The 16,949-nt window shown below is 41.1% G+C and carries 14 protein-coding genes and 1 tRNA gene; 9 read left to right on the top strand and 6 right to left on the bottom strand.

Annotated elements, in window-relative coordinates:
- The first annotated feature begins 25 nt into the window (after nt 1-25).
- Nucleotides 26-742: a pirin family protein gene (locus tag IQ244_RS08685; protein ID WP_193892174.1), complete on the top strand. Its 717-nt coding sequence runs from the start codon at nt 26-28 to the stop codon at nt 740-742.
- 88 nt (nt 743-830) lie between these two features.
- Here the strand turns inward: IQ244_RS08685 and IQ244_RS08680 are convergent, their stop codons facing one another.
- On the bottom strand, nt 831-1,715 hold the full coding sequence (locus IQ244_RS08680; RefSeq protein WP_193892172.1) for a pirin family protein: 885 nt from the start codon (nt 1,713-1,715) through the stop codon (nt 831-833).
- Nucleotides 1,716-1,770: 55 nt separating this feature from the next.
- The gene (locus tag IQ244_RS08675; protein WP_193892169.1) at nt 1,771-2,595 is read right to left on the bottom strand and encodes an arylamine N-acetyltransferase family protein; all 825 of its coding nucleotides are present in this window, start codon (nt 2,593-2,595) and stop codon (nt 1,771-1,773) included.
- 315 nt (nt 2,596-2,910) lie between these two features.
- Here IQ244_RS08675 and IQ244_RS08670 point away from each other — a divergent pair, with 315 nt between their 5' ends.
- From IQ244_RS08670 to IQ244_RS08655, 4 genes are all read left to right on the top strand, one after another.
- Nucleotides 2,911-3,198: a Mo-dependent nitrogenase C-terminal domain-containing protein gene (locus IQ244_RS08670; RefSeq protein ID WP_228058817.1), complete on the top strand. Its 288-nt coding sequence runs from the start codon at nt 2,911-2,913 to the stop codon at nt 3,196-3,198.
- Between the two features lie 54 nt (nt 3,199-3,252).
- The gene (locus IQ244_RS08665; RefSeq protein WP_193892163.1) at nt 3,253-3,819 is read left to right on the top strand and encodes a 3'-5' exonuclease; all 567 of its coding nucleotides are present in this window, start codon (nt 3,253-3,255) and stop codon (nt 3,817-3,819) included.
- 898 nt (nt 3,820-4,717) lie between these two features.
- A complete protein-coding gene (locus IQ244_RS08660; protein ID WP_193892161.1) occupies nt 4,718-6,427 on the top strand; it encodes a putative bifunctional diguanylate cyclase/phosphodiesterase in 1,710 nt (569 codons plus the stop codon).
- Between the two features lie 750 nt (nt 6,428-7,177).
- Complete coding sequence (locus IQ244_RS08655) at nt 7,178-7,753, top strand: hypothetical protein (RefSeq protein WP_193892159.1); 576 nt, start codon at nt 7,178-7,180, stop codon at nt 7,751-7,753.
- On the opposite strand, the gene IQ244_RS08650 is transcribed toward IQ244_RS08655, so the two are convergent.
- Nucleotides 7,733-7,906, bottom strand: a complete 174-nt coding sequence (locus IQ244_RS08650) for a hypothetical protein (protein WP_193892157.1) — start codon at nt 7,904-7,906, stop codon at nt 7,733-7,735. The two genes, IQ244_RS08655 and IQ244_RS08650, sit on opposite strands and share 21 nt — an antisense overlap.
- A 647-nt stretch (nt 7,907-8,553) precedes the next feature.
- Nucleotides 8,554-11,211 carry a leucine--tRNA ligase gene (gene leuS / locus IQ244_RS08645; protein ID WP_193892156.1) on the bottom strand — a complete coding sequence of 886 codons (2,658 nt, stop codon included), beginning with the start codon at nt 11,209-11,211 and terminating at the stop codon, nt 8,554-8,556.
- A gap of 391 nt (nt 11,212-11,602) precedes the next feature.
- Here leuS and IQ244_RS08635 point away from each other — a divergent pair, with 391 nt between their 5' ends.
- The gene (locus tag IQ244_RS08635; RefSeq protein ID WP_322746042.1) at nt 11,603-11,890 is read left to right on the top strand and encodes a hypothetical protein; all 288 of its coding nucleotides are present in this window, start codon (nt 11,603-11,605) and stop codon (nt 11,888-11,890) included.
- Nucleotides 11,887-12,468, top strand: coding sequence for a Uma2 family endonuclease (locus tag IQ244_RS08630; RefSeq protein WP_193892152.1), 582 nt, complete (start codon nt 11,887-11,889; stop codon nt 12,466-12,468). Before IQ244_RS08635 ends, IQ244_RS08630 begins: the two co-directional genes overlap by 4 nt.
- Before the next feature lie 199 nt (nt 12,469-12,667).
- Here the strand turns inward: IQ244_RS08630 and IQ244_RS08625 are convergent, their stop codons facing one another.
- Together IQ244_RS08625 and IQ244_RS08620 are read right to left on the bottom strand one after the other, a co-directional pair.
- Entirely contained in the window at nt 12,668-13,228 is a 561-nt protein-coding gene (locus tag IQ244_RS08625; protein ID WP_193892149.1) for a thermonuclease family protein, read from the bottom strand.
- Nucleotides 13,229-13,322: 94 nt separating this feature from the next.
- Nucleotides 13,323-13,691 carry a 2Fe-2S iron-sulfur cluster-binding protein gene (locus IQ244_RS08620; RefSeq protein ID WP_193892146.1) on the bottom strand — a complete coding sequence of 123 codons (369 nt, stop codon included), beginning with the start codon at nt 13,689-13,691 and terminating at the stop codon, nt 13,323-13,325.
- A 110-nt stretch (nt 13,692-13,801) separates the two neighbouring features.
- On the opposite strand from IQ244_RS08620, the gene IQ244_RS08615 reads away from it, so the two are divergent.
- Nucleotides 13,802-13,888: transfer RNA gene (locus IQ244_RS08615), tRNA-Ser, on the top strand.
- A gap of 398 nt (nt 13,889-14,286) precedes the next feature.
- Nucleotides 14,287-16,794 (top strand): cell division protein HetF, encoded by a 2,508-nt coding sequence (gene hetF, locus IQ244_RS08610; RefSeq protein ID WP_193892143.1) that lies wholly within the window; start codon nt 14,287-14,289, stop codon nt 16,792-16,794.
- Nucleotides 16,795-16,949 lie beyond the last annotated feature (155 nt).

The following is a 16,949-nucleotide window of genomic DNA, read 5'->3' as shown; positions in this document are numbered from 1 at the left end:
AAACCAAATCAACCGAGGTGAATTTATGTCTCAAAATACAATTAACTATCTAATTCATGATAGAAATAATCGCGGTCGTAGCCAAATTGGTTGGCTCGATAGTTACCATACATTTTCCTTCAGTCATTTTTACGATCCCAATCGAATGGGATTCCGGTCTTTGCGAGTGATTAACGACGATCGCGTTGCACCGGGTGCGGGTTTTCCTACCCACGGCCACCGCGATATGGAAATCCTCACTTATGTGCTATCTGGTGCAGTCGAGCATAAAGACAGCTTAGGTACAGGTTCAGTCATTCGTCCTGGTGATGCTCAAATTATGAGTGCTGGTACAGGTATCATGCACAGCGAGTTTAATCCCTCGCCAACAGAACCACTGCACCTACTGCAAATCTGGATTTTACCGGATGAACAAGGCTTGGCTCCCAGATATGAACAAAAAACATTTCCTATCGAAGAAAAGCGCGGTCAATTACGCTTAATAGCCGCTAAAGATGGCCGCGATGGTGCAGTGACAATTCATCAAGATGTTGATTTATACGCCTCTGTTTTAGAAAGTGGTGATGCTGTAAATTATCATCTGAAACGCGATCGCTATGCTTGGTTGCAAATAGCTCAAGGTCTAGCCACATTGAACGGTGAAGAACTCAGAGCAGGCGATGGCGTGCAAATCAGTGGCGAAGAACAACTGGAAATCAGCACCGAAGTTGGCGCAGAAATTCTCTTGTTTGATTTAGGTTGATAGGACTTACTCACAAAGTTTGTTTGTTAAGAATAGGTGTGAGGGTTTTGAACACCTAAACCCTCACACCCCTATCTTTCTTGAAAGACTACAACGGATTAGCCTCTGTCACCACTTCTGGTAGGGGAATAAACTCCGTTTCATCTACCACCTGAGCAAAGCGGTTGTTGCGCCAATCAGCTTTAGCTTGTTCTATGCGTTCTGGTCGGCTAGAGACAAAATTCCACCATTTATAGCGTTTGCCCAATGGCTCACCACCAATCACAATACACCGAGCCGCCGCGATCGCCGAAACTTTCACCTCATCACCCGGTTCTAGAATCGCCAGACGATAGGGTTCTAGGGGTTGATCATTAATACTCAGTCCCTCGGTGACGCTGTATACTGCTCTCTCGGAATAATCAGCGGAGATAGTAAAGTCAGTATGAGCAGACAGTACCGCATCTAAATAAAGGATGGGAGAAAAAACTTTCACAGGTGAGGTATAACCCGATGCTGTTCCTGCAATGAGTTTGATGATAGTGCCATTTTCTTCCCAGGTAGGAAGAGTATCAGCCGTATAGTGAATGAACCAAGGCTCAGTTTCTTCGTACTCCACAGGTAAAGCAATCCAGGTTTGAATCCCATGAATAGTAGCTTCGTTGTGACGATCAAAATCAGGCGATCGCTCTGAATGAACAATTCCTTTTCCCGCCGTCATCCAATTAACTGCGCCCGGTTGAATTTCTTGTACAGTACCTAAACTATCACGGTGCATGATTGCACCCTCAAATAAGTAAGTTAGGGTTGCCAGATTGATATGAGGATGTGGTCTGACATCAATACCTTGATTACTCGGCAAAATAGAGGGGCCAAGATGATCAAAAAAAATAAACGGCCCGACCATTTGGCGCTGAGGATATGGCAAACTACGGCGGGCAACAAACCCACCCAAATCTTTAACTTCAGGTTCAATCAGTTGAAGTATCGCCATAGGTAATGGGTGGTAATCGGTAAATGCTGGAATTATTTTGACATACTTCTTGAATTTACTCGACAAACTGGCTTAAGGTATCATCCAGACTAGAGATTTCTGGCAAGGTTAAACAGAATACTTCCTCCAATGTGGTGCGTAAATCTGCCACTGTCTTGAGTACACGCGATTCTGTGCCACCATCCAAATGATGTATTCTCAGTTTGTTGTTGAGCAACGTATATCGACAATTTTCATCTGCTCTAGCAACCATAAGTGTACTGATAAAAATTGAGTTGGGATGAGTTGAAACATACCAACTACTCACCTCATAATCAGCAATTTGTTGCTCTTGCAGGTCAAAATAATACAGAGATTTCCATTCCTGACTAATGTATGCCTGCAAGATGTAGGTGTGGTCAACCATGATCAATCGAAACGATTCATGAGGTGTAGTTTGTGTAATCTCCGGGATCACAGACAAAGGTGCAGTGAGTGTGATTCCGCCAAATCCTACATCTGCAATGTATTTCAGTTCGTCAATCTCCACCCAAAGCAACATATGTGTGCGCGGAGTAATTATCCCTGCGGGAACATTCCATAATACACGGGCTGCTAAATTTTTGACTTTAAAGCCAAGCGCAAGTAAAACTGAGCGTAACAACAAGTTTTGCTCAAAACAATAACCACCACGTCCCTCATAGATCAGTTTTTTCTCTAAAGATTGGAGGTTGAGGGAAACGGGTTGTTTGAGTAGTGAATTCAGATTTTCAAAGGCAATAGACTTTGTATGGTGTAGGTGAATTGCCTGTAGCGTTTTGAGAGTGGCAGAGCGATCGCCTTTGTATCCTATTCTTTGAAAATAGCCATCGAGGTTGATTGTATTTGAAAGTTGTTCCAACGTTATCTCCTAGAACTGGCAACATTATTCGTAATTGACAAATGCCAGAATACTATGAAAATTCTAATTGCCTAAACGCTCAATAGCTGGGTTGCTGGGGCGGATATTCTTATTAGATTCTGTATATCTACGGACTGCTATTTCTAACCGTCCTGAGCCATAACTGACTACCTCTACCGCTTCCTCAGCAATTGTACTAGATTAATAATCGGCTTTTAAAAATCAAAAAAATAATCTAGTAGTTATACTATGTTTTTCTCAAAAGATAGTTGTAATTTTATAGGGGTAACAAATGGACTCAAGGAAATTGAACTTATGGATTTATCAAATAAAGCTCAAGGGCATAACAGCTTATTAAACCAGCTACGGAATCAGCTTGATATTTTGGAAATACGGGACTATAAACTAGCTAGACTATTATGTAAAATCATTCCCTCCCATTGCCCCTTTGAGAGAACTGTATCGATTTTAGGGCGGATAATTTTTCGCATTCCCCCTTTATGCAAGTTAAACCCTCTGTATGAGCAAATAGTAAGTCTGCGTTTTAAATGTTTGGTATATCTAGCAGACGAATGTGGTGAAGATGTGACAAAATATTGTTAGACATAGCAGAGTAATGATATTTCCAACTCTGATGTTTTACAAGTTTGAAGCGATATGATCAACTGGAATCAATATGACTACTTATTAGTCCTCGATTTAGAAGCAACTTGTTGTGATCAAGGAACTATCAAACGGCATGAGATGGAAATCATCGAAATTGGAGCCGTTATGGTTGAGGCACAAACTTTAACAATCATTGAAGAATTCCAAACCTTTATCAAACCAGTTCGCTATCCCAGACTCACCGACTTCTGTAAATCCTTGACATCGATTACTCAGAAACAGGTTGATCTAGCTCCAGAATATCCCGAAGCGATCGCCATACTCCAAAAATGGTTATCTAAATATCCAAATGCCGTATTCGGTTCCTGGGGAGACTATGATCGTAACCAGTTTAAACAAGATAGCAAGTTTCACAATCTTCCGTTTCCAATTGCTTATCCTCATGTAAATCTCAAACAACAGTTTAGTGAGAGCCAAGGCTTATCTAAGCGATATGGGATGGCAGAAGCATTGCAACGCGCCAATATAGAATTACAAGGAACGCATCATCGTGGTATTGATGATGCGAGAAATATTGCTAAACTTTTACCTTGGATTCTGCATAGACAAAATTTGTAGTCAAATTACCGTTTTTATGGTGTGTTGTTATCAACAACAATCTATCATCAGGTAGATGCTTATTTGAATTCGATCCAGTAGTCCATTAAATAAAACTGAGTAGTTATCAAAAGCAGCTTGTTTGCAAAGATACAGGCTGTTTTTTGACTTTTTTTAATTAAGTTTTTCCGCAAATATATTTAATTGTCAAACCAGATAACTACACAATCAATAATTAATGATTTGGTTAAGAAAAAAATAGTTTTTATTTGCTATTAGTAGGCTATTACTTAGGTATCTCAGCATAAAAATGATTTTGCTCGCATAACAAAGCATACATTTGGGCTATTAAATTTAAAATTTTCTTAAATTATCTTGTCTGATGAATTAATACAATTTAGTCAAGACTAATTAAATTTATCAGCAACCAGATATGTTGATAAAATCTCTTGACTAGTTTTTGTTAAAGAGAAGTTAGATGAAATTTAAATTTTATTTTGGTAATTTTGAGTAATAAACCCTTAATTTCAGATGGATACAGCCATTTTAAACATCTAAATCATATTTGTTTAACAATATTTACAGCGATTATAAATATGCTATTTAATGTCTGAATTGTAGAATAAATTTTTAGGCGATCGCCTCTGGCAAGCTAAATTAAACAAATAATAAAAATTTATCCAAACTTAATATATTAAATAGTATTTATACTCACAAGTATTTAGTACGGAAAAAGGCTATATATTCCGCTTTACCAAAACTATAGAGATGATTCTATAAGCTTAGTAGAGAGATTTGGAAGATTTACAACTCTAAATCACTGCGTTTTTATAGGAATTAAGGTAATAAATTCCCGAAACTTTCTGCCATAAAAACTCTAGTAACTAATTTGCCAACTATCTACTATCAAGCAGAATCTATGAAGCTCAATCGCAACCTTTATCTGTACTCATTTCTAGCTAAATTTAGCTTGCTCAAAAAAAGTTATACAGCCAAAATCATGTCGGTGGCATTTTTAGGTACTCATGTACCTTTGCTCACTTTACTATTCTGTTTTGTTACGTCTAATTCTTATTCTTGGGAGATGGCAATACGAGTGTTGCTGATTGCTTTGTTGGCAACACTTACAGGTACAGCCGCCACACTTTATGCACTACACTATCTTCTAGCTCCTGTTATTTTGACTTCGGCTGCATTGCAAGATTATTTGCATACTAAAAAATTACCTGAACTCCCTACAGAATATGCAGATGAGGCAGGTACATTAATGGCAGATACCGCACAAACTCTGCATAAATTAGATGAGTTGATTCATCAGATTAGTAATTATGACAATTTAACTGGATTACCAAATCGGGATTTATTTTGCGATCGCCTTTATCAGAACATATCACAATCTCAAAATCAGCAGATGGTAGCTGTGCTTTTGCTGGGCATTGATGATTTTACAGGTATCAGTCATGGGTTGGAGCATGAAAAATCTAATTTGCTCTTAAGATCAGTTGCCCAACGTTTAACCAATTGTATAGGTCAAACAGATATTCTCGCTCATTTGAGCCAAGATGAATTTGCGATCGCTCACATCGATATACTTTCTTTTGAGAGTGTGATTAAACTGTCGCAGTTACTCTTGAGTACAATATCCAAACCTTTCTTTATCGATGGACAGCAGATTCACATCACCGCCAGTATTGGGATCACAATTAATCATATAGGCGATCGTCATTATGTAGACCAACTACTACAACAGGCTCACATCGCACTATATCAAGCAAAACAACAAGGGCGGAGTCAATATCGCTTCTATTCTCCAGAAATTAACGCGCGGTTGCAAGAGCGATTGACAATAGAAAACGAGTTACGCGGGGCTTTAGAGCGGGGAGAAATGGTAGTTTATTACCAACCCCTCATTGATTTGCAGACTAGACAAATAACCGCACTAGAAGCACTAGTACGTTGGCAGCATCCGACACGGGGTTTGGTTTCTCCAGCACAATTTATCCCCATTGCCGAAGACAATGGTTTAATCATCTCTATTGGGGAATGGGTATTACGTACTGCTTGCGCTCAAAATCGTGCTTGGCAGTTAGCGGGAATAGAACCAATTCGGATGTCGGTTAACCTCTCAGCTCGACAGTTTGAAAAACCAAATTTAGTTGAGGTTGTCAAACAAGTCCTACAAGAAACAGATTTGGCAGCATCTTACTTAGAATTAGAAGTAACTGAAAGCTTCTTGATGGGTGATATTCAGCACTCTGTCAAAACCCTCAAACAATTACGAGAACTAGGCTTATGGATAGCCTTAGATGACTTCGGCACTGGCTATTCTTCCTTAAATTACTTGAATCGCTTCCCTGTCAATATGCTCAAAATTGACCGTTCATTTGTGCAGAATGTCACATCTAACTCTGATAGTGCCGCTGTTACAGATGCCATTATTGCCTTAGCCAAAAGCCTCCAGTTGAAAATTACCGCCGAAGGGGTAGAAACGCAAGAACAGCTAGAGTATTTACAACAGCGTGGCTGTCAAGAAGGTCAAGGATTTTATTTTGGTATCCCCGCACCTGCGGATAAAATTACTGACCTGCTGAAGCATAATTCTCGGCAGCTAGAACATATAGTTGCATGAAACTAAAGTGAAGTATCTTGATTGGGTAGTGCATCTCAAGATACTTCACCTCTGCATTTCCATCCTTGTAAATATTTTAGCTATGACATCAGACTCCAAGTTGGAATTATATCTTCTAACACTAATAATCTCTTTGAGGAATTGAGAGTTTCATCTACTAAGACTCTTAGAGTTGTGGTATACACATTGTTTATGATTTCATGTCCGTAACCAATAACTTTCCCCATCTGTCCAGTTTGAAGATTTAGTACATAGTCATCAATTTTGAACATCATAGTAATTTTTCCAGTTTTAAATCAAAATGAATAAATTTCATGAGAATGACCCTTGTTCTTAAAAATTACATCTAACAAATAAAGTTCATCTGTACGAAATTGTACAGATGAGATGAAAATAATTCTTAGGTAATATAAAAGTTATCAAGCAGTAATCTTAAGGAAATAAATCATAAATTCTGCAAGAGAAGAAGTTTTATTTCTCAAGGCATATACCTACACTATCTCAGTTCAGTGATTGATTTCCTGGTTTTTGAGGATAATCTGGTCTTGTGTGCCGACATTTCCTTACTATCGCAAATGCATCATTTTTCTGATTAATACTGTACTTATCGCAGAATAATCAGACTAAAACTCATACCCTGCGTTCGCTTAAGCGGTTTAATGCCCAGTTCATCATGCACACTCAACAGGATTTGACCACTGTAAATCCTGGTGTTAAAAATGATGAATTATTTTGGTGCATTTTTCCATTATGACTAAGGTTCAAAGATTAGTACACAAGATGTTGCAGTGCCAGGAAGAATCTGTCAGGTTCTCCGTAACACTCGTACCCACTGACAACTCCCGCTTAGAGAAACTGGCACAACTGATGGGATATAACAAAAGCGCCTTCTGTAGTGAACTCATTGCGGCTGCTTTGGATGATATGGAGGAGGTAATTGATACTCCTGACTCTCATATTGATAAATTTCTCCCTTCAGCCGAGGAATATGCGGAAGCTTTTACTGCTATTGAAGCAAATCTCACTCCAGGACACCGAGCTATGTTAGTAGCTCATTATCATTTTCCTAATCGGACTACGACAACATCTGAACTAGCAAAAGCGGCTAGTTATGACCATTACGGTGCGGTTAACTTGCAATATGCGAGACTTGGCTATTTGCTGGCAAAATACTTAAATTGCTCTTTACCCACTCATGCTGATGGTTTGCCATTTCCGACTGCACTCTTGGTTGAGTGGAGTTTTGAGGATTTCTGGTACTGTACGTTGCACCCACAAGTAGCGGAAGCATTAGAAATAGTGGGGTTAGTAGGTTGGCAAAGATAAGTTTGTTTGATTTGTGAGAATTTTGATGTTGACTATCATTTGTTCTTGGTTATTTCTCACGAATGATTGAGGAATACTATCACAAACCAACTGTGCTTTCATATCTGCACCTTGGAAATCAAACTCGCGGCAATGATGTTTGCAATCAACCAAAAAAAAATCCCCCAGTGGTGGCAGCCGCCGGGGGAATTAGTTATCAGGGTGCATCTACCAATTAATTGTTCTGCGTGCGATCGCCCTTAACCGGATAAAATTTTCTGATTCTGGCAATGAAGGCAAAAAAAATCCCCCAGTCGGTGTAAACCAGCTAGGGGAATTAGTTATCAGGGTGCATCTACCAATTAATTGTTCTGTATGCGATCGCCCTTAACCGGATAAAATTTTCTGATTCTGGCAATGAAGGCAAAAAAAATCCCCCAGTCGGTGTAAACCAGCTAGGGGAATTAGTTATCAGGGTGCATCTACCAATTAATTGTTCTATATGCGATCGCCCTTAACCGGATAAAATGGTCAAATATTGGGTTGTGCCACATAAAAAATCCCCCAGCCGATGTTAAACAGCTAGGGGAGTCGAAGATCAAGGTGCATCTACCAATTAATTGTTCTCAACAGATGTTAACCAATCCGGAAAGTCAAAAAAGCTCCATTAACAGTAATCTGTCAGTTTTATGAAACCAAGCTACTAAGTAGAACGACTCAGACAAACCGAACAATGTGAAGAAAAATTAACTATGCTACAACCCTCTTCACTCCTTCCTTCTCCCTTGTTCTGGCGATAAATATTAACACCGAACTTCCTTTTAACCAACCACAAAATTCACCAACTTGCCAGGGACGACAATTACCTTTTTAATCTCCTTCCCTTCCAAGTGACGCTGCACAACTTCTGATTCACGAGCGTATTTTTCCAACTCAGCTTTATCTGCTTGCGCCGGAACTTGAATATCAGCCCGCTTTTTGCCGTTAACCTGAATTACCAAAGTAATTTCATCAGCGATTAAAGCAGCCGCATCAAACGCTGGCCAAGTTTGGGTATGGACTGAATTTTTATTACCTAATAAATGCCACAATTCATCAGCAATGTGTGGCGCAAAAGGAGCCAGTAACATTACTAAACTTTGAATCCCTTCGGCATAAATTGGCGAATTTTTACAGTCACTATCAGTCAAAGAATTACTCAACTTCATCAATTCTGAAATAGCGGTATTGAATTGATATTCATCTTCTAAATCTTCGGTGACTGATTTAATGGCTGTGTGAATTGCCCGACGTAATTCCTTTTCTGGTTTACTTAAATCAGCAAGTTGCGCTTGCTTACGTGATACCCCAGCCGCAGCATAATCTGTGATTAATCGCCACACCCGATTTAAAAAGCGGAATTGTCCTTCCACATCGGCTTCATCCCACTCCAAATCTTTTTCTGGTGGCGCTTTAAATAAGATGAACATCCGCGCTGTATCTATACCATATTTAGAAATCACATCTTCCGGCGCGACACCATTACCCTTAGATTTGGACATAGTAGCGTACAGGCGTTGCAATGGTTCCCCAGTTTGAGGATCGCGGGGGTCAGCGGGGTTAACCAAATGGGAGGGAACCCATTTATCTTTGCCGCCCTTGTTGGGATTCATGTAAGTTAAACCCTGCACCATTCCTTGAGTTAACAACCGGGCAAAAGGTTCATCAAAATTCAACAAGCCGCGATCGCGCAATACTTTAGTAAAGAACCGCGAATATAATAAGTGCAAAATTGCGTGTTCAATCCCGCCAACATACTGATCTATGGGCATCCAGTCGTTAGTTTTGCTGGGGTCAAATACCTGCTGTTCATTCTTTGCGTCGGTAAACCGCAAGAAATACCACGAAGAATCAATGAAAGTATCCATCGTGTCGGTTTCTCGCTTGGCTGGAGTACCGCAAGTTGGACAAGGGACATTTACCCAACTTTCTAACTGCGTCAACGGTGAACCACCTCGTCCAGTAAATTCCACTTCTTCCGGTAACTGTACTGGCAAATCCTTGTCTGGGACTGGCACAATTCCGCAGTTGGGACAGTGAATCACTGGGATGGGTGCGCCCCAATAACGTTGTCGAGAAATTAACCAATCTCGCAAGCGGTATTGGATGCGTTCTTTACCAAAACCTTGTTCTTCGGCATATTTGACGATTGCAGCTTTCGCTTCAACTGAATTCATCCCCGTAAACTGCCCAGAATTAATTAAAATTCCTGGTTCAGTATATGCTTCGTTATATTCAATTTGTATGAGTTGAGTGACTTCCTCAGTTTCGGATGTGGGAGTTAAATCAAAACCTGCCACATCTTCTGGTGCAGCAATCACAACATCAATCGGCAAATCATAAGCTTTGGCAAACTTAAAGTCCCGCACATCATGGGCTGGGACACCCATCACCGCCCCAGTACCGTACTCATACAATACATAATCAGCAATTAAGATTTGCACTTCATCCGCAGTGAAGGGGTTAACGGCTTTACCACCAGTAGGAACACCCCGCTTTGGTTTGTCTTCGGCGGTGCGTTCTAACTCACTTTGATGAGAAACTTCAGTAATAAAAGCTTCAACTGCGGCTTGCTGGTCTTTGGTGGTGACACGCTTGGTTAAAGGATGTTCTGGGGCTAAAACTACATAACTGACACCAAAAACAGTATCAGGGCGAGTGGTGTACACGCCGATTTTTTCCTCCATCCCCACAATCGGAAATTCTAAATAAGCACCGACAGATTTACCAATCCAGTTTGCCTGCATTAACTTCACACGTTCTGGCCAACCTGTCAATTTATCCAAGTCGTTGAGTAATTCTTCGGCGTAGTCGGTAATCTTGAAAAACCATTGGCGCAATAATTTGCGCTCGACTTTCGCACCACTGCGCCAAGAACGGCCTTCACTATCAACTTGTTCGTTAGCTAATACAGTTTGATCAATCGGGTCCCAGTTCACCGCCGCTTCTTTTTGGTAAGCTAACCCCGCTTGTAAAAACTGCAAGAAAATCCATTGAGTCCACTTGTAATAATCTGGTGAACAGGTAGCCACTTCGCTTTCCCAGTCAATAGATAAACCCAAACGCTGTAACTGCTGGCGCATTTGAGCAATATTTTGATAAGTCCACTTGGCGGGGGGAATCCCACGGTCAATGGCTGCGTTTTCTGCGGGTAAGCCAAAAGCATCCCAACCCATTGGGTGCAAAACGCGATAACCTTGCATTCGCTTGAGACGAGCAATCACATCTGTAATTGTGTAATTACGGACGTGACCCATGTGTAAACTACCCGATGGATAGGGAAACATGGATAAAGCGTAGAATTTTGGCTTGTTGTTTTTTATAGGGGTATGATCTAAACCCAGTTCTGCCCAGGTTTTTTGCCATTTTTCTTCAATGGCAGCGGGAGAATATTTATTTAACGCAATATCATTACTTTTAGCCTTTAAATTCTCAGTCATGCTCAGTCTAATACTCAAATGTGTAATTTTCAGTGTTTGAGAGGGAGTTTTGAGCAAAATTCTAGACTTAGAGTCTATGCTCAAAAAATTCTCATTCTTTATTATCCCTTTCTCTTCCTTTTATGTAGCTCAGAGTAGGGGAAGAAATCAGTGAGGCGATCGCAGCATAATTTATTTTTGCAGATGTTCACTACACATCAACAAGCGATCGCCATTAAATCATTAAGAAAATTTATCAGGCAGTGACCACAACAATATAATCACCTCAACAGTTCGCCCTATTCGCCGACTCTCAGCCCTGATTGAACCAGAGTAAAATAATTACATTTGTTCATCTGGTTTTGCTGTTCTCGAACCAACCAAAATAGCGCCAGAAGTTTTACTGGTTTATGTGCGATCGCCCATTGTCTGCGAAATTCTTGATCTTCATACAACAGCCAGTATGTATCCGGCAATTTCCACTGAGGATTTGTTAAATATTCCGATTACGCTACCGCAAGAATCTACTCGCCAGAAAATCACAGAAAAAGTCAGAGCATCTCGCCAAGCGCGGGAGGAATCCAAACAACTGCTAGAAATTGCTAAAACAGGAGTAGAACGAGCGATAGAAACCGATGAAACGACAGCCACAACTTGGATAAACCAGCAACTTGAAGCCTTGGGGGTAAAACTGACATGATTGCTCAACCTGAGACCAAACACTACACCATTGATGAGTATTTAGAACTTGAAATCGCGTCAGAAACACGCAGCGAATATTGTGATGGAGAAATTATTCCTATGACTGGTGGGACACCCAACCACAATGATATTGCTGGAAATTTGTATATTTTGCTGAAATCTGCCCTAAAAAGCAAAAACTACCGGATTTTCTATGTCGATCAGCGACTCTGGATTCCCGATGCAAATCTCTACACTTACCCTGATGTGATGGTTTTGCCCAAACCCTTAGAACTTCAAACGGGACGCAAAGATACTGTGGTCAATCCCTGCTTTATTGCTGAAGTGTTGTCTAAATCCACCCAAAATTATGACCGTGGTGAGAAATTTGTTGCTTATCGGACAATTCCCACTTTCCAAGAATATCTGCTGATTGATCAATATCGTATACACGTTGAACATCATCTCAAAACAGCCGCGCATCAGTGGCTATTTTCGGAATACGATGACCCAACTGTCACCCTTTCTTTGAGTACCTTGGAGTTGCAAATTCAAATTGCCGAACTTTACGAAAATATTAATTTTTCCACCGTTTGAGTTGAATGGCGAAAACAGGAGGAGAACGGGTGATTAAGCAGGATAAAGCGACAGCAAACCATAGCAACTTGTAAAACTGCACCCGCAGCTAAAGCCGCCTCGGTAGTAATGTCGAAAAAAATTTGTATTTGAGTCAAGGGTTAGTCACAAGTTACAAATAACTATCCGCGTCTCTCTCCATTACTTTTACTCAGCATTTTCATCGATTCAAAAAGCGAAATTCAGCCGGAGTTTGGCGCATAGGGTTTTCTGGGTTCCAAATCCCTTCTCCCATAATTCTGGCCCACTGTTGAGCGCGTTCTAGGCGTTGGTCGTATTTGTGATTAGGCGATCGCCCGACAAATAGCGCATATCCCTGTTTAACTATTTGTTCGTTTAATAACTGATTATCTTTCCAGACATAAGCCAATGTCCGCCCCAGTTTATCTTTATTTTCAATATCTAACTCTAGCTTGATTGATTGTTCTATCCCCCCAATTAATTTTTCTAAGCTTTGTCTAGCTTCATCTCCCCAGGGGTTTTGGCGCAAATCTGGCGCATCAATGCCAATTAACCGCACTGGAGAGGCAAAATTCGGTTTTTCACCCATACCCAACACTTCTAAACTTTGGCCACTTACCACACGCGCCACTTTCACCAGCATTTGATTATCTGTAGGCTGACTTTTAGCTTGACAACTTACCAATAGTAATAAGCAGCTTAATATAGCTATTTTTCGCGTCCAAAACCCAAAACGCCCTAAAACTGTAGCGATTCGCATATTTACTCCTTTGCACCCTTGGGAAAGAGGCTGGGGTGTAGGGGGAGAAAAAACATAGTTGCTGATTGTCTCCCTTCCCAGTCTCCTTTCCCTATTAATCTTCGTCTAATGGTAAACCCGCTTTGACTCTGCCTTTAGCAAAGTAACGCCCAAATTGGAGTTCATAGACTTCATCCTCGTCTTGTGTCTCCACTTCTAAGTCGGAACGGGCGTAACTCACACACAGCAAAGCATAACCTTGCCGACGCAACTCTAATGACAAACCAACCGCCTCTGGTTGGTCAATTTCTCCCGATAAAACCCTGACAGCGCAAGCGGTACAAGCCCCATTACGGCAGGAAAAAGGCAATTCCACCCCTTGGTGTTCAGCAGAGTGTAGGATGTAGCGGTCATCTGGGACTTGGAGGGTGTATTCTTTGCCAGTGGCGCGATCGCGGACTTTAATTGTGTATGTACGGGACATCTTGATTTTGAATTTGGTTTTTGACCTTTAGATCTCTACTCTAAAATGTCTTTTAATATGTTGTTTGCACTTTCTATAATTTTATACTACAATAGTAAATTGTGACACCTGGAGAGGTGGCCGAGTGGTTGAAGGCGCAGACCTGGAAAGTCTGTTTGGGGGTGACTTCAACGAGGGTTCGAATCCCTCCCTCTCCGTTTTTTATATCGCAAAAATTGCAAAATTTTCAACTTTAGTTAATTAAAGTTGAAAATTTTCTAATTTTTGTTGCCTAATAAAATTCTCCTAAAGTTAATTTAAAATCTAAAATTTACCAACCTCCCAGATTTATCCGTGGGGTCAATGCAAAATTTAAAATCTAAAATTGATTGACTTCTGCTCTGTGAGCGTCATCACAGAAAATTAAAAGCTGAATATTGAAACTAAAAATGTTCTCCAGTTGTCATAATGAGGAATGAGCATTGTTTGAACATGAGCATTGATGTATAGCGATATATGGATATCTGATGTTCAAAAACGGAAATCCAGGTTTTGGGCATCTATTGAACATGAATGAGGGTTTGCATACTAAAAATATTGATATTGCGTTACTTGTATGGAATTTCACATTTCCGTAACTCCAGTAGGACAGAATGACTACTTGGTGCGAACGGAACAAGTCGCGCCTGGGGTGCCATTGGCAGAAGAACTAGTGACTTGGCCTGTAGCTGATTGGTTAGCAGCCGCAGGACATCTGATGAATGATCCTTTGAGATCAGTGTTACAGGGAGATGCTTTGATGCAGTCCGCCGCAGGCATCGCCAGAAACTCTGTAAACTTGGTGGCATTGGGTCAGCAATTTTATAATGCCCTGTTTCAAGGCACTCTCAGAGATAGTTGGATTACCGCTCAAGGCATTGCCCAAAACCATCAACAAGTACTGCGTTTGCGCTTAGGCCTCAAGGAGAATAGGTTAGCACGTCTACCGTGGGAAGTCATGCACGCAGGCGATCGCCCTTTAGCTACCGGGCCTTATGTGGCGTTCTCGCGCTACCAAAGCGGTATTCTCAACACATCTCGCTTACCGTCGAGAAATCTGCCACAATTGCCAGAAGATGGCATAGTGCGCGTTTTAATGGTGTTGGCATCGCCCACAGACCAAACGCGTCTTGGTTTATTAAAACAAGAAGCCCTGAGATTGCAAGCTGAATTACATCGTCATGCCTCACGCACATCTGACAACAGCATTTCCCTACCGGAAATTGAACTAACTATTTTAGATCAGCCAGGCAGAGAAGAATTAACCCAAGCCCTAGAACAAAGTCGATACCAAGTTCTCCACTACTCCGGTCATAGTGACTTAGGTTCAAGTGGTGGCGAAATTTATTTGGTGAGTAGCAGAACTGGCTTAACCGAAACCTTGAGTGGCGATGACCTAGCAGGTCTGCTCGTCAATAATAATATTCAAATGGCAGTGTTTAACTCCTGTTGGGGAGCATACACAGCCACAACCGACACAACCGAAGAAACGGGCGAACGTAACCTGACCGAAAGTTTAGTCAGACGCGGGATAAAGTGCGTGTTGGCAATGTCAGAACGCATCCCGGATGAAGTCGCACTCACCCTGACACAACTTTTGTACCGCAACCTGAGTCAAGGATACCCCGTGGATTTATGTGTCAGTCGGGTGCGTCAGGGATTAATTTCGGCTTATGGTTCCCACCAAACTTATTGGGCTTTACCAATTTTGTATCTTCAACCCGAATTTGATGGTTTTCTGGGAACAGAACTTTCAACTTTCACCAGTACAGAGTCGCTGAATGATACTAACCGCAGCATCAAAGCAACTTCGATTACAACTTACTCTGCGATGACCGATGAAGCCCAGATATCCTTACCCATTGATGACATGATGCCGGGTTTAGGCCATGATGCTTCGGAGTTGGATTGGTTGGGTGAAGAGACTTGGGGGGATTTAGTTGATGAAATTGAATATGATGATCCCAGTTATGCAGAAGATTCAGCCATAGTTTCGGATTTGTTTCGCCAGATAGATCAGCAATTACCCAATAATAATGGTCAATCTTCCTTGAATGGAGAAGTACCGGCCAATCATAGAGAAAATATTTTTCCAGCTAGACAAATGAGTGGCGAAGTCACACCCATTGATGGGCAAGGATCATGGGGAAATCTGGGCGCAACACCCAGCGAAACTGTAGCCAGTGAAAAAGAAGATTGGCAGGCTTATGAAGCATCGTTACCAACATCTTTACCTAAACCTCGTCGTCCTAATTGGCCGCGGATTTTGGGTTTTGTTGGTGCAGGTGCGATCGCTAGTATCCTCGGTTTTGGTTGGTGGTGGCAAACTAGACGTACCCCAACTTTTGCTGATATCCCCCCAATTCCTGTTCAACAGTCTCTATCTAGCAGCACTAATGCCAAAATCAACTTGGAAACTAGCCCTACAGGAGTGATTGCTACTAGTGCTACAGAAAAATTAAGCCAAGGTGACTTGTCGGCGGGGTTGGTAGCTGTAGAAGAATTATTAGATCGTGGCGCATTACAATCCGCCCAAACTGCTCTAAATAGTGTGCCAATCAAGCAAGGAAATGATCCTGCACTCAACTTTTTTAAAGGACGACTAGCTTGGCAGTTAATTCAGACTGGAGACAAGAAATATACCATTGATGATGCCCGACGTTTTTGGGAAGTCGCAGTGAAAGCAGAACCAAATTCGGTGTTGTATACCAATGCTTTGGGTTTTGCCTACTACGCCGAAGGTAATCTGAATCGCGCGAATGATTCTTGGTTTAAGGCGTTAAATTTAGCTTTAAACCAGCCAAATTCCTCAGCAGCAGCAATTTCCAGCCAAAATCTTCCCATTCCTCACGATGCCTTGACTGCCTACGCTGGTTTAGCTATGGGATTGTATAAATCTGCACGCAATCAACCGGAGACGAAACAAGGGCAATATATGAAAGAAGCAATTAAGTTGCGTCAATTGGTAATTAATCAAGACCCAGTAAACTTTCAGGTAAATAAATTAAGTAATAACTGGCTGTGGACAGAAAACGCAATTACCGATTGGCGATCGCTCCTGCAACAAAAAACTGAAAAATTATAAGCGTTCTTCTCACTGGGAAATAGAGGTTAGAGGTTAGAGAAGATAATTTTTTAGCTTCACATCTTATCTTGACAATCTAGCTTAAAAATGATAAGTAGTTTCGAGAAAATGTAACAATTTGTCTCTGATAGGGAGAGCATTAAGAGATAAGTTTC

The sequence above is a fragment of the Nostoc sp. LEGE 06077 genome, from assembly GCF_015207705.1.
In the GTDB taxonomy this organism is placed as follows: domain Bacteria; phylum Cyanobacteriota; class Cyanobacteriia; order Cyanobacteriales; family Nostocaceae; genus Nostoc_B.
This window is presented reverse-complemented; position numbering and strand designations above follow the sequence as displayed.